The organism is Marinobacterium iners (genome assembly GCF_017310015.1).
GTDB lineage: Bacteria > Pseudomonadota > Gammaproteobacteria > Pseudomonadales > Balneatricaceae > Marinobacterium > Marinobacterium iners.
Genome location: NZ_CP022297.1, coordinates 2,601,300 through 2,626,537 on the forward strand (window position 1 = coordinate 2,601,300; position 25,238 = coordinate 2,626,537).

Genomic DNA, 25,238 nt, shown 5'->3' on the forward strand with positions numbered 1-25,238 from the left:
CCGCGTCTGTGTGGGTCTACTTCGGAAGATTCTGCACATTACCCCTTGATTTTAAAGGTAATGGCGGTCAGGGAGGGATTATCTTAAGATCAAAAAACACCCTTCCTGAAACTGGAAAGCGGTGCACTTTCAGACCGGCAAGTGCAGTTACTGAAAGTCATAATAGCCACTGATCCTGAAAGCGTCAAGCTGAGCTCTTAACCTTCCTGATAAGATGAACAAGCAAATCAACGAAATGAATACAGGTACATATGAAGAAAGCTTTTCTCAGTCGTGATCGAATACCCGGCCGGTTCATAGGGAGAGGTAGCAGCTTAGTAGACTTAAGTTTGGCTGAATAATGCGGTATAGAAATTTCTTTACCCTCCTCCAAAATAAATTTAGACGAAATCACCTGCTGATCACCTAGGGTGACATTGCAGGTCATTGATTTTCCATAAGTATTCTTGCTCTATTATTAATATATATAGCTTTTGCTCTACTTTGGTCATTTTCAGCACGCATTTTTGCGAAAGCCAACAAATCCCTGTCTATAAAACCACACTCTAGCTCAGCCTCAGCAAGCTCATAATAATTCTGATATCCATCATCATAGTTCTTTTTAGAAAAATCATAATCTGATAATGCTTGAAGCATTCTCGCTCGTCGATTAATATATTCCTTTTTCGCCTCTACACCATTAAATTTACCATTACTCATTCTATTATTTTCTTTACATTCGCTAACCAACTCCGTATCGAAATCGCCATGACTTATCTCTGACAAAACCAAGTCTTGTATTCGATTCTACTCATATAAATCACGGTAATCTGACTCTTTCCCCGTCAAAAAACAAGATTATCATTCCAAAATAGTTTAACCATGATAATATCCCAAAAAATATAAAAATTCTTAATTAGGGTGACTACTAAAAAGCCTAACCCAATGCTATTGGGTTCTCATTCCATGCCAATTTTAATGACCAATTAACCAACGCAATATAATTTTAAAGACAACTCCAAAAACACTAATTTCACCTATCAAGAAACAGCATAAAAGCGTTTCGATGTTATTTTTGAAAAATGCTCAACATCTAAAATAAAAGCCGACTCTCTTTTAATATAAGGGACAAATAAGTGAAATTTAATCTTACCTTCCTTATCTACTTCAATACCCATAACCCATGCCATAGTATCGTAGTTGATACCATCATAATCGATATCAACTATATTTCTAGAAATCAAATGTGAGTTTATATCTATTACAACAGTTTTTTCATCCAATAACGCCAATATAATCTCTTTAACCTTGTCATAATTATTATGATTATGCTTATCTGTCTTTATATTATTCTTTTCTAGGAACTTAATTACATCATTGTCAACAATATCAAAAGCCTTTCTTATTTTAAAAATATCTTGACATGTTCTATACACACCATGCGCTTTACATATGACTCTCACAAGGCCGTCAATATCAGAATCACAATTGCAAAGCCGAATCATTGAATTTCTTCTATCAAGATGTGGTGTTGATGCTCCTTTATTTTTCAAAAAAGAAAAATACAAGTCATCTTTATAACATTCATAATCTTCCTTCTCCTTATTTATCATCTCCTCACGCAAAAGCCTCTCTTTTTCCTTTTTTTCTGCTTCATTCATCTTATCTATTATATCTTCATCCTCTTTCCTCTTAATCTCCAAGTCTTTTTTTCTTCTTATCATATAAGCGAATGAAAAGGGTATGATAACAATGCTTGAAAATATTATGAACAACCCCAGAGGCTGGGTAATGTAAAGAAAAATTAATAAAAGAACTATCCAAAACAATACAACTTGTATTTTTGTTTTCATAAAATAAAAACCAATAAATTTAATACAATTTAGTTTATATTAATAAAATAATACTTTAACTATAATGCCAAGTATTCCATCATAAAATCAATCTTAACATTTAAGTAGTGAAATTTAAAAAATAAAACCACTGTAATTTAATTTCGAACCTTTCTAAAATAATCATAAAAACACAATCAACAAAAAAAACCGATAAGCACACCTAAACTATATACCATATTTGAGCCAGAACTATTGATAATAGCCCTTCGTAAACAGAGCTTCATTTAGGGCACTCATACTTACATTATCAGCGCACATAAAGTTTGATCCTGAATCTGGAATCAAGCAGCGCCCCCTGTCAAGTCAAATCAGTATTTCAGTTTTTTGATGGAATTAGGGGAGGATGGATACTGACTTAAACGCAGGCTATCCATGTGCTCACTCAATTCCTCTTCCAATCTGTCAGCATGATAGTTCTTCTCCATAATCCCTTGAATGTACTCAAAATGATCCAGAAACGCACCCTTTTCATTGAGCTTGGGGTAATCCTCAACCGAAACCGAAAGCGCTCTCTGAAGGGCATTTAAAGCCCCAACAGCGTGATCGTGCTGCTTCTTGACCGCATCATCACGGTCAATCCGCGCACGAAGACTATCAACCTGCTTCTTCAGCCCTGCAATCTGCTGCTGGAACTTAGCCTCAGCATTGCGTTCGATCCGCTGGCGGATACCAAGCCACCCAAGTACACGACCGAACATACCATCATACTTTGACAGTTCCTTCACACGCTCATCCAGTACAGACTTGATCTGTTGGGCCTGAGCCTTCAGTTCCGCTGCCTGACGCGCCTCTTCTGCGGCCTGCTGTTTTAGTACCTCAGCCTGCTGGCGTTCCCGTTCAGCCTGCACCCTATCCTGCTCTGCCTTTTTGCGCTGGTGCTTGGCTTCCTGTTGTGACGCATCAACGATGACCTGCGCCTGCATGGCGGCATCAGCCAAATCATTCTCGATTCTGGATTGAACCTCATCCGCCAAGCGCTTTGAATGTGCCAGTGCTTCGGCTTGGGCCTGCTCCTTTCGCCATTCCGAACGGGTCAACCGGCGGCGTCCGGGCCCTAATCTCGCTTGACCATGATGCAGGCTGACCTCGGCATGGTATCGATCCTGAAACCTGCGCATCTCGCGTGTATAGGCGTCATTACCGGCTTTCTTGCCCTGTGCCGAGCGGTCATTGCCCTGTGCACGCCTGCGGGCCTGCTCACCCTTATGGATGACCTCAAAATCATCCGTTGGATCGGTGTTGCCAATCAGGATATGGATATGTGGGTGTGTTTCGTCCCAGTGCAGGGCCGCAACCCTCACCTGCCCCGGAAACTCAGCCTGCGCGAACATGACCACATCCTCGGCCCAGTCTCTGACATCGTCAATCATCCGTTGACGTTCAGGTTCGGGCAGTGCGTGTATATCATTTAATGACGTGGGGTGACTGGCGATCAGGCCGATGCCAACGTTGGCGTCTTTACGCAGCTTGCGCTTCTTGCCGCCGTGGTTGACGCGACTCTCATCAGCCGCAGAAACGATCTGACGGGCAGCATCCACGAAGGAGCTGCCCAGCAACGTCTCCGGGGGAAGTGGATTAATAACGTGAGGGTGACTGCCGGGTGCGCGGTCTGCTTCCTCTGCAATCGATATCAGACTGCGCTTCTTCTCATTGCCATTGCGAGCGTATGCTTCATAATGAATAAATTGATATCCAGCCATATTGAATTCCTTTTCATCTTTTCAAGTCCTTGTTTTGTTTAAAATAAAAATTTGGTCAAAGACCAAGTGACCGACTATGTCTTATGGAAATCTGGCGATTTCCATAAGACGTCGGCCATGGGGGCAAGCCCCCTTGGAACCCCCAAAAGCACCACCTCCTGCACACTATCCGGTGTGCATCAGGCGGCGGCCTTCGGCACCATCTTGTCCCAATTGATGGGTGTCCGCCGCTCGGAGCCGTTCATGCCGAAGTCGATCTGCTTCTGCACGAAGTCATCAAACTTCAGGCTGCTCACCAGCGCTTCCACCTCATCGGAATACCGCAGCGTGTACAGCGCCTCCGACAGCTGATCCAGCTGGTAGCCTTCGCCATAGCTTGCACTGCTGCCGGTTTCCTCATGCCCCATAAGGGCCGAGATGACCGGCTTGCACTTGGGGCCGAGCGTGCTGCGCAAAATATCAATCGCGGTATGGCGGAAGCTGTGGAACACCTTGCCGTCCAGCTCGTTGGGGTTGAGTACCTTGTGCTTGTAGCCATCCTGCTTGGCCTCACCATCACCATTGAACCAGCGACTGATGATGCGCCCCCACTTAGACTTCAGTTCCCATTTCATATGACGGAACAGACGAATACCGTCTCGGCCACCGGCTTCACGGCGGCGCAGCTCCACATAATCAAGGAAGCCGATTTCGATCAGGCGCGGATGGATCGGCACCTTGCGCACTGCATTCTTGTTCTTCACGTTCTGACTGCGGTGTTCGGCACACACCTGAATATAAGGTTGATCGAACACACGGCCATGCCAGCGCTTGCCATCAACGTGGATATCACTGATTTGCAGCTGGCAGATTTCACCCACACGCATGCCGGTATACATGGCGATCAGCGGCACCCAGAAATGGGCATCGTATAGCTTGCGTTTAGCCACGTTGTAAGACCCGTGGTAGATGTAGCCGTTCAGCAAGTCGATCAGGTCTTCATCGGTGAACGGATTGCGGCTCACCTGATCGTCCTCTTCACCCGTACCGCAACGACCCTTCACCTTCCTGATCTTGACCTTGTCCGCCGGGTTGGTGGTCAGATAGCCCAAGATATAGCCATGATCCAGCACGTTTTTAAGACGGTCAAAGTATTCAGAGGAAGTGTCTTTCTTCAACCGAGCAACGGAAGGATCAGCCAGCAGATCATCCAGAGAACGGTTCTTTCTTGCACCCGAGTTGCGGTACTTGGGATAGACCAGAATCGTGTTCCTGATTTCCATGATTTTGGCAGGGGTCAAGGTGTGCACCAATGTGTCCTCACCGATGACCTCAACGATGTTTTTCATGTAACCGCGGTATTTGTTCAGCGTTGCGCTGTCTTCTTTGTAGGTGCCTTCAATTACGGCATCGGCAAAGTAGCGCTCCGCCAGTGCGGCAAAGGTGATTGTCATCGGCTGATCGGATGCTGACTCGACCTCAACATGTGTTTTCTCCCCCTGTAAAGTTAACGCTTTTACAGGCTCCGGTGCTGGCTCGGGTGTCGGCTCAGGTTCAACCACCAGAGCATCACTGGCGGGTGCCAGCCCACTCTCAATATTGGTTGTGATATCGACATCATTGCAGGCTTGAGTCTGATTCGAGATCAGGTAATCCCAGACGTCATCCGGTATTTCAGGCGCAGGCTCAGCGCCGAAACTCTCGATGGTGTGCAGATCGTCAGGAATGAAGGCTTCATCAAAGGATGCGCCCAACAGTGGAATTGCCGCACCGTACTGCTTGAGCAGGCGATGGGTGTAGTAGTGTTCCTTGGCTTTCAGGAACGCCAGCGCCTCCAGATTGCCTTCAATCGAGTCTGCGCTGAATGTGGTGATACTACCGTCGATGTGTGTGTGCTTTACCAGTTCCATTAGCATATAAAAGTCCTTTTTCCTTCCTGCATGCGGCGAATTGCATGACTCATCTCCATTGAGTGTAAATAAGGCGATATCACTTATATCGATATCATAGCGATCTAGCATCACTTTTTGGAATAAGGGTGCTCGACCTAACCGGGCATTATGATAATAAGTTTCGAGAATGTCAACACACTTGTTGACATTGGTGGCGTACTGGTATACGAGCAGTTTCGCTTCAGCATGAAGCTTGGTTTTGAGGCTAAGACGGATATCGCGACCAAGGCACGGATAGAGTTCACGCAAACGCGCAGGGAAGACGTAACGGAAGAAGTAAGTACCGGTGGACGAGCGATAAGTATGGGGGATGTGTGCTGGCATGAGGCAGGCCTCGCGGTGTCAGGTGCAATTGACACACTCGCTGATGCCTGAAAACACTACTTTTCAGATTTTCCATAATTCCTTGATTTCAAAGGAAAAATGGCGGTCAGGGAGGGATTCGAACCCTCGATACGTTGCCGTATACACACTTTCCAGGCGTGCTCCTTCAGCCACTCGGACACCTGACCGCATTGTGCAATTGATGCTGTTTTTGGCTGTCATGGCGACCGCCTCATCAATTGAGGTGCGCATTCTAGCAGACTGATTTCAAAGCACAACATCTGGCCCTACTTTTTTTGTCGGTGCCTGTATCCAGACCAAGACGTGGGCCATTTGGCGGGGTATCATGCCGCTATTGCACAAACCGTTCGACTATTCAGGGAGTTCTGTTACAGATGTTAATGCCAATTTTGGCCGTGGTTGGAGGTCTGGCTCTACTGGTGTGGAGTGCTGACCGTTTTATTGACGGAGCGGCAGCAACCGCGCGTTTTGCCGGGATGCCACCTTTACTCATCGGCATGGTAATCATAGGTTTTGGTACCTCTGCCCCCGAAATGGTCGTTTCGGCTTTTGCTTCGGTCCAGGGCAACCCTAACCTGGCACTGGGGAACGGCTATGGCTCCAATATTGCCAATATCGCACTTATTCTGGGTCTGACCGCCCTGCTCAGCCCTATTGCGGTTCATTCCCAGATTTTGCGCAAAGAGCTGCCGCTGCTAACTGTGTTCACTTTTCTCGCGGGTTACCAGTTGCTCGATGGACAGATTACGCGCGCTGAAGCAGTGGTACTGCTGATTGTGTTCTTTGCCATGATGGGCTGGTCAGTCATGCAAGGCATACGCCAGCGAGGCGACACCCTCGGCAACGATATGGAACATGAGCTGGAAAGCGAGCCAGCCATGACACTGGGCAAAGCCATCTTCTGGCTGCTGCTGGGGCTGGTATTGCTGATCGTGAGTTCCAGAGTCCTGGTGTGGGGCGCTGTGGACATTGCCAGTGCGCTTGGCGTCAGTGATCTGATTATTGGTTTGACTGTAGTGGCAATCGGCACCTCCCTGCCGGAGCTGGCGTCCTCTATTATCGCTGTACGCAAGAACGAACATGACCTGGCTTTGGGCAATGTGATCGGCTCGAACATGTTCAACACCTTGGCGGTTGTCGGTATCGCCGGCGCCATTCACCCGATGTCGTTCAGTCCCGAAGTCCTTACCCGAGACTGGGTCGTAATGGCGGGCCTGACACTGTCGTTGTTTATTCTGGGCTATGGCTTCAGAGGCAAGGGCCGAATCAATCGCATTGAAGGTGGCTTGCTGGTAGCGGTCTTTGCTGGCTATACCACGTGGCTGATCTTCGGTGTAATCGCCACACAGGCCTGATAGGGAGACACGCATGATCCGCACATTCACGCTAGAACACGGCAAGCTGCGTGAGCAGGAACAGCTGGCCAGTGATGGATTGACCACTGCCAGCTGGATTGACCTGCAAGATGCGGATGAAGTCGAGCGGGCCAATGTGGAGCAATTGTTTCCGGAAAGCTTGCCGGATGCGGATGAAGTCGAAGAGATAGAGTCCAGCGCACGCTACTTTGTCGAAGGCAATGACCTGCATGTCCATTCCCTTTTTCTGTACCAGAGCGAGGGGCGCTTCAAAACCGCAACAGTGGCATTCACCCTGCAACCGGAGCGGTTGATCAGTACCCGTGACGTGGAGCTGCCTGACTTTCGTCTGACCCGCCTGCGAGCACGGCGCGGATGGGTTGAAGCCACGTCCCCACTGCAGATCCTGACCGCACTGTTTGAGCAGAAGGTGGACAACCTGGCTGACCAGCTTGAAGACCTGCATCGGGACCTGGAACAGCTCAGCGTCGAAATACTGGAGAACCGAGAAGCGGAGCTTGGTGACCAATTGGATCGACTGGCCAAGCTGGAGGACAGCAACGGCCAGATTCGTCTCTGTCTGATGGACACGCAACGCTCGACCTCGTTTCTGCTGCGACACATCCGCGACCAGAAACGTGAGGTTAAAACCTTCCGCGAGATTCTGCGAGACCTGGACACGCTAATGGCACATGCCACCTTCGTGTTCGAGAAAATCAACTTCCTGATGAATGCCGCCCAGGGTTTTATCAACATCCGCCAGAACCAGATCATCAAGATCTTTTCCATTGCGGCGGTGGTGTTTCTGCCCCCCACACTGGTAGGCACTGTTTACGGCATGAACTTTGAGATGATGCCAGAGCTGGAGTGGATTTTCGGCTATCCTATGGCGTTGGGGCTGATGATCATTTCAGCCATCTCACCCTACCTGTTTTTCAAGCACAAAGGGTGGCTCTGAAGCCACCGCTTTCAGCCTCCTCCCTTCATTTCAGCTTCAGCTCAAACTCACTGGCGGGCAACGGACGGGCGTAAAAGTAGCCTTGTGCAATATGGCAGCCTGCTCGACGCAGAAACTCACAATGCGCTTCGGTCTCGACACCCTCCGCTACTGTTTTCAGCCGCAGATGTCGCGCAATATCGATAATGGATGAGGTGATCGCCACATCATCCTCATCGTCCGGGATGCCCATAATGAAGGTTCGATCGATCTTGAGCTTGTCCAGTGCAAACCGTTTCAGGTAGGCCAGACTTGCGTAACCGGTACCAAAATCATCCAGCGCGATACGAACGCCCAGTTCGCGCAGCTGATGCAGCAGGCTGATTGAGCCTTCTACATCACTCATCAGCACACTTTCAGTGACCTCGAGCACCAATTGATCGGCCGGGAAGCCGCTTTCTGACAGCGCAGCCTTCACCTCATCAACCAGCTCAGGTCGGAACTGTACCGCTGACACATTTACCGCCATGGTCAGCGGCTTGCCATGGATACGATCCCATTCAACTGCCTGGTTACAGGCTTGTTGCAGTACCCAGGCACCAATTGGAATGATCAGACCAGTCTCTTCCGCCAGTGGAATAAAACGATCCGGCATCACCAGACCCTGGCTACTGTTCCACCGCAGCAGGGCTTCACAGCCAGTGAGTCGGTTACTGGAAAAGTCATATTGCGGCTGATAGTAGAGTTCAAGCTCATCACGGCCCAGCGCATCTCGTAATCGCGTTTCCATCAACAGACGTTCGGAGACCTGCTGGTTCATCGCCTCAGTGAAGAACTGGAAGTTGTTACGCCCCTGCCCTTTGGCGTGATACAGCGCCGTATCAGCATTCTTGAGCAACGTATCAAAGTCTTCACCATCACCGGGATAAAGTGCCAAACCGATACTGGCTGTGGTAACCATCGTATGATCTTCAACCTGTAAAGGCTCCGCGATCAGCTGCAGGTAGCGTGAAGCCAGGCCTGACAGGTCCGCCTGTTCATCCAGATCCGGCAGCAGGATTACGAATTCATCCCCACCCAGACGACTGATCGTGTCGCTGTCACGCGCCTGCTCGGAAAGCCGAGCTGCAACGATTTTCAATACCGCGTCACCACTGCCGTGACCCAGCGAATCATTGATATTCTTGAACCGATCCAGGTCAATAATCAACAGTGCTGCCTGCTCATGGCGTCTGCGTGCACGAGCAATAGCCTGAATGGTTCGATCACGCAACAGGCGACGGTTGGGCAGGTCCGTGAGCGGGTCGAAGTCAGAGAGGTAACGCAGTTGGTCTTCAGCCTCTTTGCGCTCGGTCATGTCGGTCAGCATGGCGACGTGATTGCGCACCACACCCGCCTCACCCCGAACCAGGCTGATCGACAGCCACTGTGGGTATATCTCGCCACTGCGTCGCCGGTTCCATACTTCACCTTGCCAGGTACCCTGTTCCTGCAAGGTCTGCCACATCCGCTCGAAGAAAGCCGGACTGTGACGTCCCGAGGCCAATAACGCCGGCGTTTTACCCAGTACCTCTGCTTCCGGGTAGCCTGTGATACGGGTGAACGCAGGATTGACCGCCATGATGCGGTTGTCGGCATCACTGATCATTGCGCCCTCACTGGCTGACTCAAACACCTGTGCCGACAGTTTCAATTCATCCGCCGTACGCTCAAGTTCAACCTGGCGCTGGTCGATCTCCTGCTGGTAACGGCGCATCAATGTGCGCAGCCAGCGTGAAATAATCCAGGCCACCAGAATGGCGGCCGCCATGGCAAACAGCAACACCAGAATCAGCCACTGCAGGTCATTCTGCAGTTCCTGCTCCAGCTTGGTTTTTTGCATTGCCAGCACTTCGTCCATGCTTTCCTGATAAATCCCGGCAATGAGCACCCAGTCCCATTCGGGGACTTCCTGCACCAGCGACAGTTTATGGTGAATTCCTTCAGCACCCGGTTTGTACCAGTCATACTCAACAAAGCGCCCCTCGGGCGTTGCCTGTTCAAGCAGCCAGTTGACCATCTTGCGGTGTTCAGAGTCGAGTTGATTCACCAGCTTTCCGGATGAGCCGGGGCGCGTTGGCGAAAGCAGCACCTGTCCACTTTTATGCAATACCGCGATGTAGCCCTCATCTCCAAACGTCAGCGCTTCAAGTCGATTCAGTGCCTGCTGTTTGAGATCATTCTCGACCTGGTAAAGGTAATCGCCGGTACCGATAATCCAATTAAGCGGCTCAAACAGTTCCACATAAGCGATTTTTTCCCGCATTTCATCCGGGTAATCCGGTGCATACCAGCGGTAGCGCGAAAAACCGGCCTGATTCGGGTTTTGCACTGCCTCAATCAGCCCACGCATTATGTAGTGACCGGTATCATCCTGGTTCTCGAGCAGGGATTTACCTTCAATGTCAGGACTGATCGGCAGCAGTATGCACTCCCCTTCAAGCGTGTCGATGAAAATATAGCCACGCCCATCGAAGAAACGCAGGTCACGCAGGGCTTCCCGAATCAGTTGACCGACCTGCGCATTGGCACCATCGCCATGCAGTAGAATTTCCATGTCATAGATCGACTGGGCCAGCTGCATCGCCTGACGCACCTGAGCCTGGATATTGTCACGCAGAACAGCTTCGGTTTGCTGGCGAGTAAAATTGATGTAATCGAGAGTGGCATCCACTTCCTGGCGCAGCTTTTCCTGACTGCTTTGCTGCAGCGAAAGGCGTTGCTGGCGCAGCCGTTCATGGCCATTCTGCCAAGCCGTCACAACAAAGAAGGCCGACACCAGCAGCATGAGTACAAGCACGGTACCGATGAAGGCACGGGTCTGATAGCGCGGAAGCGTTTTTGAATCAATCGTCAGGGGCATGGTTTCATCTGGCCCATCTACATCTGGGCAAACTCAGTACAGATTCAGCTCCCTGCCGCCTGCTGAGAAGTTATTGAAATTTCATGTTTTATAACATTGAGTCCGCACAGTAGCAAACCGACAACATGGCTAAAGCGGAAGATTCTGGGTGTTCTTGATCTCACGCAAGGCAAAATTGGAGTGCACTTGGGCAATGCCTTGAAGTGTAAAGATCTTTTCATTCAGAAAGCGATCGTATGATGGCATGTCCGGTACCACTACTCGCAATACAAAATCAGCATTACCGGTTACGGCGAAACACTGCAGCACCTCGGGATAGGTCATCACCTGTTGCTCGAACTCAGCTGTACTGTCGATGTTGTGCCGTTGCAGCGAAACCAGAGCGAACACGCTCAGCACCTGCCCCAAGGCCTCGGGATTCAGGCGCGCACTGTACCCTGCAATCGCGCCCTGTTCTTCCAGTGCCCGTACCCGGCGCCAGCAGGCCGCCGGTGACAGCCCCACCTCTTCAGCCAACTGTTGATTGCTGATACGTCCGTCCTGTTGCAGATGATCAAGTATCCGGCGATCAAAACTGTCCAATTCAACCTGTTTCATTTGGTAACACTCTATTTTTTTCAAAGATTATTTCTCATATAGCCAAATAAAGAAATAATTTTTCCAAATCCAGTGAAACCGTTGTTCAAATAGCAAGCACCTTTACCCGCCTTGTCCCTACAATTTACAGCCATGAATACGGGCTCGTCCGCTCTGCCATCCGGCGGCGTCCCCGGATAACAACAAGATCCAACACAGAGAGGTACCGGGTATGTCTGTCAATGATGCCCCCACGCTCGATGACTATCGTCTCGAGGATCGCTATCTGCGCGACACCGGTCGCGTGTTTCTCACCGGCACTCAGGCGCTGGTTCGCATTCCATTGATGCAGGCACGCCTCGACAGGCAGAACGGCCTCAACACCGCTGGCCTGATCAGCGGATATCGTGGCTCACCGCTGGGCGCCTACGACCAGGCACTCTGGCAGACCAAAAAGCTGTTGGATGAACACCGCATCGATTTCGTACCCGCCATCAACGAAGATCTGGCGGCCACCATTATTCTGGGCAGCCAGCAGGTCGAGACTGATGCCGACAAGCAGGTCGAAGGCGTGTTCGGTCTTTGGTACGGCAAGGGTCCGGGCGTCGATCGCGCCGGGGATGCACTCAAACACGGCACCACCTACGGCAGCTCGCCCCATGGCGGCGTACTGGTCGTCGCCGGTGATGACCACGGCTGTGTATCCTCCTCCATGCCGCACCAGTCCGATGTAGCATTCATGGCCTGGTTCATGCCGACTATCAATCCGGCCAACCTTTCCGAATATATGGAGTTTGGTCTCTGGGGCTACGCCCTGTCGCGCTTCAGCGGCTGCTGGGTGGGTTTCAAGGCGATCTCCGAAACCGTCGAAAGTGCGGCCTCTGTCGAACTCAAGCCGCTGCCAACCTTTGTAACGCCAACCGACTTCACACCGCCGGCGGATGGCTTGCACTACCGTTGGCCGGACCTGCCCGGGCCTCAGCTGGAAACCCGTATCGAACACAAGATGGCAGCAGTTCAGGCCTTTGCTCGCGCCAACCCCATCGACCGTCGCATCTTCAACACCGACAATGCACGCTTCGGTATCGTGACCACCGGCAAGGCATACCTGGATCTGATGGAAGCGCTGCAGCTGCTGGGTATCGATGCAGCACGTGCCAAAACGCTCGGTCTCGATATTTATAAGGTCGGTATGGTCTGGCCGCTGGAGCGCAAGGGCATTCTCGATTTCGTTCACGGCAAGGAAGAGGTGCTGGTGATCGAAGAGAAGCGCGGCATCATCGAAAGCCAGATCAAGGAGTACATGTCCGAGCCCGACCGCCCGGGTGAAGTCCTGATTACCGGCAAGCAGGATCAGAACGGTGAGCCGCTGATCCCCTACGTGGGCGAGCTGAGCCCGAAACTGCTGGCCGGCTATCTGGCCGCCCGTTTGGATCGCTTCTTCGGGGCCACATTCAGCAACGGACTGGAGCAGATCAACTGCTCGCTGGGCATTACCGACCCGGGGGGCGTGCGTCGCATGCCGTACTTCTGCTCCGGCTGCCCGCACAACTCCTCTACCAAGGTCCCCGAGGGCAGCAAGGCGCTGGCCGGTATCGGCTGTCACTTCATGGCCTCCTGGATGGGACGCGACACCGAATCCCTGATTCAGATGGGCGGTGAAGGCGTCAACTGGATCGGCAAGAGCCGTTACACCGGCAACCCGCACGTGTTCCAGAACCTGGGCGAAGGCACCTACTTCCACTCCGGTTCCATGGCGATCCGTCAGGCGATTGCGGCCGGGATCAACATCACCTACAAGATCCTGTTCAACGACGCCGTCGCCATGACCGGCGGTCAGCCGGTAGACGGCCAGATCACTGTGGACGCCATCGCCAAGCAGGTATCGGCCGAAGGTGCCAAGCGCGTGGTCGTCCTGAGCGACGAGCAGGAAAAATACAAGGGCCATGAGTCCCTGTTCCCGCAGGGTGTGACCTTCCACGACCGTTCCGAGCTGGATGCCGTGCAGCGCGAGCTGCGCGAGATTCCCGGCTGTACAGTGCTGATCTACGATCAGACCTGTGCCGCCGAGAAACGCCGTCGCCGCAAGCGTGGCCAGTTCCCGGACCCGGCCAAACGTGCCTTCATCAACCATCACGTCTGTGAAGGCTGTGGCGACTGCTCCACTCAGTCCAACTGCCTGTCCGTGATTCCGCGCGAGACCGAGCTGGGCCGCAAGCGCAAGATCGACCAGTCCTCCTGCAACAAGGACTTCTCCTGCGTCACCGGTTTTTGCCCAAGCTTCGTGACCATCGAAGGCGGCCAGCTGCGCAAATCCAAGGGACTGGATCTGGGTGCCGAACTGGAGCAGCGACTGCATAACATCTCTCAGCCCGCGGTTCCCGCACTGCAAGGCAGCTATGACCTGCTGGTCGGCGGCGTCGGCGGCACCGGTGTGGTCACTGTGGGTCAGTTGATCACCATGGCGGCACACCTGGAATCCAAGGGCGCCTCGGTACTCGACTTCATGGGCTTTGCCCAGAAAGGCGGCACCGTGCTGAGCTATGTGCGCCTTGCACCATCACCGGACAGCCTGCATCAGGTGCGAATCGAGAACGGTCAGGCCGATGCCATGGTCGCCTGCGACATGGTCGTGGCCACCTCGCAGAAAGCGCTGAACGTGCTGCGCCCGAACCACACCCGTATCGTCGCCAATGAAGCCGAGCTGGCCACGGCCGACTACGTGCTCTACCGCGATGCCGACATGCAGGCCGATAAACGCCTGAAGCTGCTGCAGGATGCCGTGGGTCAGGACGCTTTCGATCAGCTGAATGCCAACCTGATCGCCGAAAAACTGCTGGGCGATACCGTGTTCTCTAACGTGATGATGCTTGGCTTCGCCTGGCAGAAAGGCTTGGTGCCTGTATCACTGGACGCCCTGATGCGGGCCATCGAACTCAATGGCGTGGCGATCGAGCGCAACAAACAGGCATTTGGCTGGGGACGTCTGGCGGTAACTGATCGTGACTACGTAATGTCGCTGCTCAGTGAAGAAGCCCGCGAAAAGACGATCACGCCTGAAAAAGAGACGCTGGAGCAATTGATCGAGCGTCGCATGAAACACCTGACGGCGTACCAGAACGCCGACTGGGCCGAACAGTATCGTGTACAGGTTGAACAGGTCCGCCTGGCCGAAACGGCGTTGGGACAGGCAGATCTGCCCCTGACCCGCAGCGTGGCCCAGCAGCTGTTCCGGCTGATGTCGTACAAGGACGAGTATGAAGTTGCACGACTGTTCACCCAAACCGATTTCCTGCGAGAGATCGAGCAGACTTTTGATGGCGACTACCGTATCCACCTCCACCTGGCACCCCCACTGCTGAGCCGGAAGAAGGATGCTCGTGGTCGTCCAGCAAAACGCCAGTTCGGTCCGTGGATGCTGAGAGCCATGAACGTTCTCGCACCTTTGAAGGGGCTTCGTAACACAGCGTTCGACCCCTTCCGTTTTTCCGCCGATCGCAAGCTGGATCGTGCCCTGCTGGCGGAATACAGAGAGCTGCTTGGCCGTTTTGCCAAGGAGCTGAACGCATCCAACTACAGTTTTGCCCTTGAGCTGGCAGAACTGCCGTCCGAAATCCGCGGCTACGGCCCCGTGCGCGAGCAGGCAGCCGAGGGTGTCGCCCAGAAGCGCACGCTGCTGATGAAAGCATTCGAGACCGGACAGGCTACGCTGATCAAGCTGGCCAAAACCGAGGAGGAAGCCCATGTTTGAACAGCTGAAAACCCTGCCACAGGACCCGATTCTGGGGCTGATGAAGGCCTTTCGTGAAGACCCGAGAACCGACAAGGTAGACCTTGGAGTGGGCGTGTACCGGGACGAGGCCGGTCAAACACCGATCATGACTGCTGTACAGGCTGCCGAACGGCGTCTGCTCGGAACGGAAACCACCAAGGCCTACATCGGCCCGGCAGGTTCCGAAGGCTTCAATCAGCTGATCGGTCAGCTGATGCTGGGGGCTGGCCATAACGCTCTGCGTGATGGCCGCGCCACCGTGGTACAGACACCCGGTGGCTGTGGCGCCCTGCGGATGGCGGCCGAGTTTCTCAAATTGTGCCGACCGGACACCACTGTCTGGGTCAGCACCCCAACCTGGGCCAACCATATACCGCTGCTGGGCGGGGCTGGCCTGACTATTCGCGAATATCCCTATCTGGACCGCACCACCTTAAGTGTCGATTTCGATGCCATGATCTCGTGCCTGGAGCAAGCCGATAGCGGCGATGTGGTGCTCCTGCACGGCTGCTGTCATAATCCGTCCGGCGCAGATCTGGACGCCGATCAGTGGGCCGCTATCACGGACCTGATCGAGCGCAAGGGACTGCTGCCGTTTATCGATATGGCCTATCAAGGCCTGGGTGAAGGGCTGGAACAGGACGCACAAGGCGTTCGCCTGATGGCAGAGCGGCTGCCTGAGGTGATCGTGGCCTCGTCCTGCTCCAAGAACTTTGGCCTGTACCGGGAACGTACCGGTGCCCTGATGCTGATTGCCGCCACGCCCGCACAGGGCAAGGCGGCGGCCAGTCAGCTGCTGAGTGCGATCCGGTCGCACTACTCCATGCCGCCTTCGCATGGCGCAGCGGTGGTCGAGCTGATCCTCGACTCACCCGAGCTGGCACACCAGTGGCAAACAGAACTGGGCGCGATGTGTGATCGCATCCTGGATCTGCGCGCCGCCTTCAGCAAGGCACTGGCCCCGGCAGGTGACTTCAGCTTTATCGAACGGCAGCGCGGCATGTTCTCCTTCCTGGGGATTACGCCACAACAGGTTCAGATCCTGCGCGAGGAGTTTGGCATCTACATGCTGGATTCCAGTCGGATCAATATTGCCGGTCTGTCCGCCACCACCCTGCCCCGCGTCAGCGAAGCGATCAGGGAGGTAAGTGGACGCACTGCCTAATTTGTTTTACCGGGCCTCGCTGCAACAACAGCGGGGCCTTTCAGTCAGCACCGGCCTCTGACCGATAACAATAACGAAACCGGAGAACTCACACCATGAGTCAAGCAACATCCAAAGCACACCAGCAGGCGGGCAGCCTCTGGTCGTCCCGCATGGCCTTTATTCTGGCCGCCGTCGGCTCGGCCGTTGGCCTTGGCAACATCTGGAAATTCCCCTACATCACCGGCGAAAACGGCGGCGGCGCCTTTGTTCTGGTGTACCTTGCCTGCATCGCCATCGTTGGCATTCCCGTCCTGATCGCGGAAGTGATGATCGGCCGTCGCGGCGGTCAAAGTCCGGTGGCGAGCATGCGCGAGCTGACCACCACCGAGGGCACTCGGAAAGGCTGGCGGTTGATCGGCTGGAACGGCATTGTGGCCTCCTTCCTTGTCCTGTCCTTCTATTCCGTCATCGGTGGCTGGGCACTGGTCTACGTCTTTAAGGCTGCATCAGGCATGTTTACCGGTGCCGATGCTGATGCCATCGGCGGCACATTTGGCGGCATGCTCGCCAGCGCAACAGATCTGTTGCTTTGGCACAGCGTGTTCATGGCGATCGTGATTTTCATTGTGGGTCGCGGTATTCGCTCCGGCATGGAAAGAGCGATCAACACCCTGATGCCACTGCTGTTCGTACTGCTGTTCATCATGGTGGGCTACGCCATGACCACCGGCAAGTTCGGTGAAGCGGTCAGCTTCATGTTCTCGCCCGACTTCAGCAAACTCACCACTGAAGGGGTGCTCACCGCGCTGGGCCACGCGGCCTTTACCCTGAGCATCGGTATTGGCGTTATGATGGCCTACGGCTCCTACTTGCCACAGAAGGTCAATATTGCGCGTACTGCCATGACCATTGCGGTATTGGATACAGGTGTCGCCCTGATGGCAGGCCTGGCCATTTTCCCGCTGGTGTTTGCCAACGGGCTGGAACCCGGCGCAGGCCCCGGTCTGATCTTTGTCACCCTGCCGCTGGCATTTGGCCAGATGAGCGGCGGTGTAATCTTCGGCACCCTGTTCTTCGCCCTGTTGCTGGTGGCCGCACTGACATCCGCCATCTCCATGCTGGAGCCCGTGGTTGAATGGCTCGAAGAACACAAGGGCATCAGCCGTGCCAAGAGCGCTTTGGGCGGTGGCCTGGCAATCTGGCTGGTCGGTATCGGTACCGTACTGTCATTCAACAACTTGGCTGATTTCCATCCACTGGCCTTCATCCCGTTCTTTGAAGGCAAAACCATTTTTGACCTGCTCGACTTCCTGGTCTCCAACCTGATGATGCCGCTGGGCGGTCTCGCCATCGCGCTGTTTGCCGGTTGGGCCATGAAGCGCCAGGGACTGGATCAGGAGATCGGCTTGAAAGGCGGTGTTTACAGCGCATTCATGTTCGTACTGCGTTTCCTGACTCCGGCAGGGATTGCGGTGGTGTTCCTGTATAATCTGATCTGATACTGGATCACCTTGCGTCACCCAAGCCGGCCGGTTTCTGACCCGCCGGCTTTTCTTTGTGCAAAGATGTAACAACCGTTACAGACCAGGCATGGGCAGATTAGAATAAAGCTGTTGTCCATGAAGAACAGGAACTCTCGATGACCGCGTCTCAACCCTCTGCGTATGAGTCAGCCTCAGTGCGCTGGCTCACGCTGATCAGCATCTGTGTCGCAACGTTTCTGATGCCGTTGAACATGTCCTCCGTCAACGTCGCTCTTCCGGCCATTGCCGCGGATCTGAGCGCTGATGCGGTACTGGTCAGCTGGATTCCAACCATGAATTTGCTCGGTGCCATCGCCCTGCAGCTCCCGGCGGGTCGTATCGCTGACATGATCGGACGCAAGCGGGTATTCCTGAGCGGACTGCTGCTGTTTACTCTCAGCTCACTGGCGGTAATCATCATCGACAGCATCGGATGGTTGCTGTTGGTGCGTCTGCTGCAGGGGATCTCTGGTGCCATGATTTTCGGCACCGGTATGGCTATTGTGTCACAGGTCTTTGCTAATCACGGTCGCGGTATGGCCCTGGGGTTAACGTCCACATCGGTCTATCTGGGGCTGACCTGCGGGCCACCCATCGGCGGCTGGCTGACAGAATGGTGGGACTGGCACGCCGTGTTTCTGGCACCACTGCCGCTTGCCGTGATCTGTGCCCTTCTGGTCTGGCGTCATGTGAGTGAAACCGAGCGGCAGGTGGATGAGCGGCTGGACTGGATCGGCAGCCTGCTGTTTATCGCGGCCTCAAGCCTGTTTTTTGTTGGCCTGGCAGAGCTGCCCACCATCAATGGCGGCCTGCTGGCACTGTGTGGCCTGCTGTTGCTGGCCGGGTTTGTGTATCAGCAGGAACACTCACCTCACCCACTGATTCGTCTGCGGCGCATGGTGCAGAACAAGATCTTTTTCCGCTCCATTCAGGCCTGCTTCTTCATGTATGCCGCCAACTATCCGCTGCAGTTCCTGCTCAGTCTGTATCTGCAGTATATCCGCGGACTGTCGCCGGCCGAGGCCGGTCAGCTGATGCTGCTGCAGGCGATGATGATGGCGCTGCTGGCACCTTTTGCCGGTCGCCTTTCGGACCATTTTGAACCTCGAATACCGGCCACTCTGGGCTGCCTGATGTTTGCAGCTGGCTTTCTTATACTGGCTATGCTGGATCAGGACAGTGGCAATATGCACGTCATCATTGCGCTGCTGGTCATGGGTACCGGCTTTGGTCTGTTCTCGTCGCCCAATAACAACAGCGCCCTCAGTGCGGTACCCACTGAAAAGCTCAGCATCGGCTCCTCACTGCTGAATATCTCCCGCACGCTGGGCAACATGTTGGGGATGGCCGTTGTGGTATTCCTGTTCAACATTATGCTTGGCAATGAAAGGATTACACCGGAGCAGTATCCGGCCTTGATGAATCTGTTGAAGCTGGCGTTTGTATTGTGCTGTGGCTATGCCTTGATGGCCGGATGGCGGTCCTGGTCACGTGGCAAGGTCAGGTAGAAGCTGGTAGAAGCGAGGTCAATGAAGGGAAAAAGCCGGGGGCCGAGGCCCCCGGAAGCACTTCCGTAGCGTTGAACTTTGAAGTGAGATGATGAAAAAATCAGCCGCGGCTGATGTTGAGCAGTTGCGGAGCCGTGTATTCCAAAAGTCCTTCTTCGCCAAACTCCAGACCAAAACCGGACATCTTGCAGCCACCGAAGGGGCAGTGGGGCAAGACTTCAGCATGGTTGTTGATCCAGGCAGTACCACACTCAAGCCGTGATGCCACCTTGCGTGCCGCCTCGATATCGGTGCCCCAAACAGAGCCACCCAAACCGTTGACGTTATTGTTGGCACGGGCCACTGCATCGTCGATATCGCTGTAGCGAACCACCGGCAGTACCGGGCCAAACTGTTCTTCATCCACCAGACGCACGCCATCACTCAGGCCTGCAACGATGGTTGGCGGGTAGAAGTAACCGGCACCAGCCAGTGGAGCACCACCAGACAGAATCTGTCCACCCTGCGCCTTGGCATCTTCGACCAGCTCAGACACCAGGTCGAACTGTGCCTTGTTCTGTACCGGACCAAAGGTCACACCCTCGTCCAGCCCTGGGCCAACTTTCTGCTCGGATGCGATTTTGGCCAGACGCTGACACAGATCGTCATACTGAGATTCATGCACGTACAGACGCTTGAGCGCGGCGCAGGTCTGTCCCATGTTGAGGAATGCAGTCTGGAAGATGGCAGGCGCCACCTTGTCCAGGTCGGCATCCGGCAACACGATACCGGCATCATTGCCACCCAGTTCAAGCGTCAGGCGCTTCAGGTTATCGGCCGCCTTGCGCATGATGTCCTGACCAGTCGGGGTGGAGCCGGTAAAGACAATCTTCTGAATGTTGGGATGAGATGTCATGGCTCGGCCGATACCGCCCTCGCCAGTAACAATGTTGGCCACGCCCGCGGGCACGACTTGATTGATCAGCTCAACCAGTTTCAGTGTGCTGAACGGCGTAAATGAGGACGGCTTGGACACGAAGGTGTTACCGGTACGAAGCGCTGGCATCAGGTGCCAAACCGCAATCATCAGCGGCCAGTTCCAGGGGGTGATCGACCCCACCACACCCAGCGGCTTGCGGTGCAATTCAACAAGACGCTCAGGACTGTCTTCGATCAGTTTGACCGGGATATCCAGATCAGCCGTATAACGAGTCCAGCCGATGGCGCCGCCGACTTCCATCTGCGCCAGTGCCAGGGGCTTGCCCTGCTCAAGGGTCACCAACCGTGCCAGTTCTTCTGCATTGGCCTCGATCAGATCGGCAATCTTGTGCAGCATCGCCTTTCGCTCGGCATCGGGCGTGTGCTGGTAAGTCTTGAACGCTTCAGCAGCCGCCGCAACCGCCTGATCCACCTGCTCCGGCGAAGCAGCCGGACAATCCGCAAAGGCCTCTTCGGTCGCCGGATTGATCACCGGGAAGGCATCACGGTCACCCTGTACCGCCTGACCGTTGATGAAGAGTGAAAATGTAGTCTGCATAAAAAATCCTTTGTCTACAGATGACACAGCCGATGCAGGCACCGGCTGTGTGTTGTTCAAATGCCTGGCATAAATCAGAACGGAACGATCGCAATCACCTGACCGTAGACGTTGGTGTCGTTACCACCCAATTGTGATCCGGCGCTGCTGTCAGGCTTGTAGAAGCCGACCAGCGGGCTCACGATCAGATTTGGTGTCACCACCCATTCGGCATAGAGATCCAGTTCCTGACCGTCCATGAAACCTGCATCGGTATCGCTGAAATTGAAGTACAGGGCGCCGACACTCAGCATCTCTGTGGGGTTGGCTTTCACACCTACATGGTGAACATCAGTTCCTGTGTTGAACGGACCGGCATAGTTGGCCGCCACTTCACCCTGGAACCAGGTGCCGTAACCACGGTTGAAGCCGAAGAACAACGGATCAAAGCCTTCGTCGAAGCTGGAATAGCGGTAGTTTACGCTCGGCGACCAGGGCATGTCGGCAAAGGTCCAGCCTGCTTCTACATACCAGGCATCACCATCTGCCTGAGAATTGTCGCCCTGATCCTGGGTGACGATTTCACCGGAAAGGAACAGGTTTTCAACACCGGCGTTGCCCTGATAGCGCAAGCTCAATGTCTGCTGTCCGTCACGATGTGTCGCGCCACCATTCATGACGTCCAGGCCCTCAATGTAGGCCACACCAAAGGTGCCTTCCGGCATCACATACTCGGCATTAATACCCGCGAGTTCCATTTTGGACTGAGCTACGTTGTCAGACTCCAGCCAGAACAGGTCGGCACGCATTCCTTCGGCACCGCCGACACGCACGATGGCAGTACGGTCAAACGCCTTGCGTGCGGCCAGCCAGTAGGCGCCGCCACGATCCAGCTCTGGTCCAAGTGCATCACCGAAGTTCAGCGCATCGCCATTGATCAGGAAGCCGTCACCAATGGAGAAATTCTGACGGCCAAAAGAAAACTCCAGACCATCTTCACCCAATGCCGGGATCAGGCTACCGGAGCGCCAGCCCACGTATGCATCTTCAAGATCCGTTTCACTTTCATCACCTGATGTGAAACCACCGGCATCACCATCGCCCCAGGTTGCCGAGCTGACCAGATTCAAACCACCAAATACACTGGCACCGGAGCTGTAGGCATGGCTGCCGGACAGACCATACTTGATATAACCTTCCTGCCAGCTGGAACGACCCGGGTCGGTTTTAGCACCCAAACCATAGCTCTCTTTGCTGGTAAAAACGCCGAACACCGCCTCGATATCGAGGTTCAGTTCGGTGCCGTTTTCACTGTGAAGGGTATAGGCAGAAGCAGAAGCTGACAGGCCTGCCGCAACGGCAGCCGTCAGCAGGTATCCGGAAGTGCGACGGAAGATCTGATTTTTCATGGGCGTGATTCCTTGGGAACATGTCCGATAGCCGGACGTCCAGCTACCGTGTCTACGCTGTGTATTATTGTTAACGACACTAAGCGTAGAACGCCGCTGTAAACCAGTTTCGTGTTTATTGTGTGAACTTGTACCCTTTTGTAACAAGTTGTAAATATCAGGCCAGACCCAGGGATTTCATGCGTCGATACAACGTGGCACGACTGATCCCCAACTCGGTGGCGGCCGCCGTGACGTTGCCTTGCTGCTGCTCCAATGCCTGACGAATCAGCGCCTCCTGAGTTTCCTGCAATGTGCCACAAGGAGCGGGAGCGTGCACCAGTTCATCCAGGAACTCATCACTCAAGTGATCTTCACTCAGGCGGGTTTCTTCAGGCTCCATAAAGGCCAACGCCACTTTCAGTACCATTTCCAGTTGGCGCACGTTACCCGGCCAGTGATATTCGGACAGTTGCTGCAGCAGCTGCGGCTCAATGCCAACTTCGGATCGACCCAACTGACTCAGCAAACGTTCACACAGACCTTTAAAATCACTACGCTCACGCAGTGCCGGCAGCCGAACACAGACACCGTTCAGACGGTAGTACAGATCCTCACGGAAACTGCCTTCTGCCACCATCTGTTTTAAATTACGGTGCGTCGCGCCGATCAACGCAATATCCAGTACCACTTCCTCGGCACCACCCAATGGAGCCACCTTACGCTCCTGCAGCACTCTCAGCAGGCGAGCCTGCAGTGACAGCGGCATATCCCCGATCTCGTCCAGAAACAGAGTCCCGCCATTCGCCTGCTGGAAGCGCCCAACCATGCCACCCTTGCGAGAGCCCGTAAACGCCCCTTCCCGATAGCCGAACAGCTCGGATTCAATCAGCCCTTCAGGAATAGCGGCACAATTGACCGCTACAAAGGGCTCTCCTGCGCGGGCACTGCTACGGTGTAAGGCCTGTGCTGCCACCTCCTTGCCACTGCCTGTCTCGCCACTGAGAAGCACCGGGATATCCTGATCCAGCGCCTTTACAGCCATGGTCATGGAGCGCTGCAGCCTGGGCTCACCGGCCGCAAAGCACTCCAGCGGACGGGGCTGTCTATCTGCTGCAGGAGCAGTGCCGGGTTTGAGGTTGGGGGCCAACCCGGTCAGACGCTTGGGAAACTGCAGCAGCTCACAGAACAGCTCACCCGCCCGGGTTTGCAAAGAGGCGATACGTTGGCGCATACAGGTGTTAAGCAGAACACCGATCTTTTCTCCCACCAGCTCATCCAGCGTCCGGTTGACGATCTGTTCACGGCTGCGGCCCAACAATTGACAGCCCTGCTCGTTGATGGCCAGCAGGCGACCTTCCTCATCCAGCGCCACCAATCCCTGCCATGCCGAGCGCAAATACTGCTGGCGGGTATGAAAAGCCAGTACGATCTGATTCTGGTACTGACCCGCGAACAAACGCCCCTCGATGCTGCGGGCAGCCAGCTGTACGACTCCCAGTGTATCCTGAGGCTGGCTGTTGCGACCGATGCGTGTCAGATCCAATACACCAATCAGTTGACCGCTCGCATCAATCAGAGGGGAAGACGTGCAGGAAAAATGAGATACCGTATCGAGAAAGTGCTCTTCCTCGTTGATTAGGATGGGACGACGTTCTATGACGGCGGTACCGATGGCGTTGGTTCCTCGGTGTGTTTCACTCCAGGAAACGCCCTGACGCAACGCCAGCTGCCTTGAGGGTGTGATGATGTCATCACTGCCTTCAAGCGCCAGAATGCGAGCATCCGAATTGGCCAGCATGATCAGCCCCTGATCACCAAACTGGTGCGCCAGCTGCTCTATTTCGGGCATGGCTGCATGAATAAGCAGCTCGTGTTGCTGACGAAATCTTTTCAGGTCGTTGACCTCGTCAATCAACTGCTGCGACTGACTGGAGTTGGTCAGCCCTGCATCAAGGCTGCGCCGCCAAGAAGCTTCAATTTCATCACGCAGATAACCACAGGGGAGTTCTCCCTCCTGCTGCAGCCGCTCACGGGCAACGCGGGCGGCATGAACGGGATCACTGATCAGATCCTGACGTAAACGGGGTGCCATGTTTCCGGCCTCTTTATTGTTATTTTCCGGATATACTATCGACATAAATTGTCACTCCTGTATACGCCAAAGACAGTCGAGGCGCAAACCTCTCGCCGCTCTCTTACTGTCACAAAGCAATATACAGGCCAGTGTTCACAGGAGCCCCCATGAACCGTTTAATGCTTGTCTTTATCGTCCTTTTCATCAATGGCTGCGCGACGGTCCCATCCGATTTGCGCTCAGGGCCTGATCAGGCTCTATTGCCGTTTTCTGAGGCCTCTACCGTAATAACTCATGGCCAAGCCGCCCGCTGGGGTGGCGAGATTGCCCATGTCAGCAACCTGCAGCAGGGTAGCCAGCTGGAGGTGGTTCAGTTTTCACTCAATGCCAGCGGTCGTCCGCTGAAAACGGATAAAAGCGGTGGTCGCTTCAGAATTCTGGTACCAGGCTTTATCGACCCAGCCATTTATGCGCCCGGCAGATTGGTAACCGCGCTGGGCACCTTTACCGGCATCAAGCAGGGCAAGGTCGGCGAGCAGGAGTATGCGTTCCCGACACTGGAATCAGAACAGATACACCTTTGGCCCGAAATCAAGGATCCGCCGGTGCATTGTGACTGTGATCCGTTTTTCAGCAGCCCCTTCATGATGCGGCCCATTATTGTCGTGCCTGCAAAGTAGCTCAGGCAGGGCGGTTTCCCGCCCTGCC

16 protein-coding genes, 1 tRNA gene and 1 pseudogene are annotated in these 25,238 nt (G+C 54.1%); 7 read left to right on the top strand and 11 right to left on the bottom strand.

Annotation, left to right across the window (positions count from 1 at the left end; all coding sequences use genetic code 11):
* Positions 1–423: 423 nt before the first annotated feature.
* The 6 genes and pseudogenes from CFI10_RS12570 to CFI10_RS12595 form a co-directional block, all read right to left on the bottom strand.
* On the bottom strand, positions 424–699 hold the full coding sequence (locus CFI10_RS12570) for a hypothetical protein (RefSeq protein WP_206834921.1): 276 nt from the start codon (positions 697–699) through the stop codon (positions 424–426).
* A gap of 320 nt (positions 700–1,019) precedes the next feature.
* Positions 1,020–1,832, bottom strand: a complete 813-nt coding sequence (locus tag CFI10_RS12575) for a hypothetical protein (RefSeq protein WP_206834923.1) — start codon at positions 1,830–1,832, stop codon at positions 1,020–1,022.
* A gap of 350 nt (positions 1,833–2,182) precedes the next feature.
* Positions 2,183–3,574, bottom strand: a complete 1,392-nt coding sequence (locus tag CFI10_RS12580; RefSeq protein WP_206834926.1) for a plasmid recombination protein — start codon at positions 3,572–3,574, stop codon at positions 2,183–2,185.
* Positions 3,575–3,753: 179 nt separating this feature from the next.
* On the bottom strand, positions 3,754–5,469 hold the full coding sequence (locus CFI10_RS12585) for a site-specific integrase (protein ID WP_206834931.1): 1,716 nt from the start codon (positions 5,467–5,469) through the stop codon (positions 3,754–3,756).
* Between the two features lie 234 nt (positions 5,470–5,703).
* Positions 5,704–5,829: pseudogene (locus CFI10_RS19465) on the bottom strand (hypothetical protein); the annotation flags it as partial.
* Positions 5,830–5,929: 100 nt separating this feature from the next.
* Positions 5,930–6,017: transfer RNA gene (locus tag CFI10_RS12595), tRNA-Ser, on the bottom strand.
* Positions 6,018–6,224: 207 nt separating this feature from the next.
* Here CFI10_RS12595 and CFI10_RS12600 point away from each other — a divergent pair.
* Both CFI10_RS12600 and corA read left to right on the top strand, forming a co-directional pair.
* On the top strand, positions 6,225–7,205 hold the full coding sequence (locus CFI10_RS12600) for a calcium/sodium antiporter (protein ID WP_206834935.1): 981 nt from the start codon (positions 6,225–6,227) through the stop codon (positions 7,203–7,205).
* Positions 7,206–7,218: 13 nt separating this feature from the next.
* Positions 7,219–8,163, top strand: coding sequence for a magnesium/cobalt transporter CorA (gene corA, locus CFI10_RS12605; RefSeq protein ID WP_206834936.1), 945 nt, complete (start codon positions 7,219–7,221; stop codon positions 8,161–8,163).
* Between the two features lie 25 nt (positions 8,164–8,188).
* On the opposite strand, the gene CFI10_RS12610 is transcribed toward corA, so the two are convergent.
* Together CFI10_RS12610 and CFI10_RS12615 are read right to left on the bottom strand one after the other, a co-directional pair.
* Positions 8,189–11,044 carry a bifunctional diguanylate cyclase/phosphodiesterase gene (locus tag CFI10_RS12610; protein WP_206834938.1) on the bottom strand — a complete coding sequence of 952 codons (2,856 nt, stop codon included), beginning with the start codon at positions 11,042–11,044 and terminating at the stop codon, positions 8,189–8,191.
* Between the two features lie 129 nt (positions 11,045–11,173).
* Positions 11,174–11,641, bottom strand: a complete 468-nt coding sequence (locus tag CFI10_RS12615) for an Lrp/AsnC family transcriptional regulator (protein WP_206834939.1) — start codon at positions 11,639–11,641, stop codon at positions 11,174–11,176.
* A gap of 211 nt (positions 11,642–11,852) precedes the next feature.
* On the opposite strand from CFI10_RS12615, the gene CFI10_RS12620 reads away from it, so the two are divergent.
* The 4 genes from CFI10_RS12620 to CFI10_RS12635 all read left to right on the top strand — a co-directional run bounded on the left by CFI10_RS12620 (position 11,853) and on the right by CFI10_RS12635 (position 19,570).
* Entirely contained in the window at positions 11,853–15,371 is a 3,519-nt protein-coding gene (locus CFI10_RS12620; RefSeq protein ID WP_206834942.1) for an indolepyruvate ferredoxin oxidoreductase family protein, read from the top strand.
* A complete protein-coding gene (locus tag CFI10_RS12625; RefSeq protein WP_206834945.1) occupies positions 15,364–16,557 on the top strand; it encodes an amino acid aminotransferase in 1,194 nt (397 codons plus the stop codon). The genes CFI10_RS12620 and CFI10_RS12625 overlap by 8 nt, the downstream gene beginning before the upstream one ends.
* 95 nt (positions 16,558–16,652) lie before the next feature.
* Positions 16,653–18,038, top strand: coding sequence for a sodium-dependent transporter (locus CFI10_RS12630; protein WP_206834948.1), 1,386 nt, complete (start codon positions 16,653–16,655; stop codon positions 18,036–18,038).
* 140 nt (positions 18,039–18,178) lie between these two features.
* Positions 18,179–19,570 (top strand): MFS transporter, encoded by a 1,392-nt coding sequence (locus tag CFI10_RS12635; RefSeq protein ID WP_206834951.1) that lies wholly within the window; start codon positions 18,179–18,181, stop codon positions 19,568–19,570.
* A gap of 100 nt (positions 19,571–19,670) precedes the next feature.
* On the opposite strand, the gene CFI10_RS12640 is transcribed toward CFI10_RS12635, so the two are convergent.
* From CFI10_RS12640 to CFI10_RS12650, 3 genes are all read right to left on the bottom strand, one after another.
* The gene (locus CFI10_RS12640; RefSeq protein WP_091826663.1) at positions 19,671–21,086 is read right to left on the bottom strand and encodes an aldehyde dehydrogenase family protein; all 1,416 of its coding nucleotides are present in this window, start codon (positions 21,084–21,086) and stop codon (positions 19,671–19,673) included.
* Between the two features lie 74 nt (positions 21,087–21,160).
* A complete protein-coding gene (locus CFI10_RS12645; protein WP_206834954.1) occupies positions 21,161–22,474 on the bottom strand; it encodes an alginate export family protein in 1,314 nt (437 codons plus the stop codon).
* Between the two features lie 157 nt (positions 22,475–22,631).
* A complete protein-coding gene (locus CFI10_RS12650; protein ID WP_206834957.1) occupies positions 22,632–24,593 on the bottom strand; it encodes a sigma-54-dependent Fis family transcriptional regulator in 1,962 nt (653 codons plus the stop codon).
* 104 nt (positions 24,594–24,697) lie between these two features.
* Between CFI10_RS12650 and CFI10_RS12655 the strand changes: the two genes are divergently transcribed.
* Positions 24,698–25,210 carry a Slp family lipoprotein gene (locus tag CFI10_RS12655; protein WP_091826668.1) on the top strand — a complete coding sequence of 171 codons (513 nt, stop codon included), beginning with the start codon at positions 24,698–24,700 and terminating at the stop codon, positions 25,208–25,210.
* Positions 25,211–25,238: the final 28 nt, after the last annotated feature.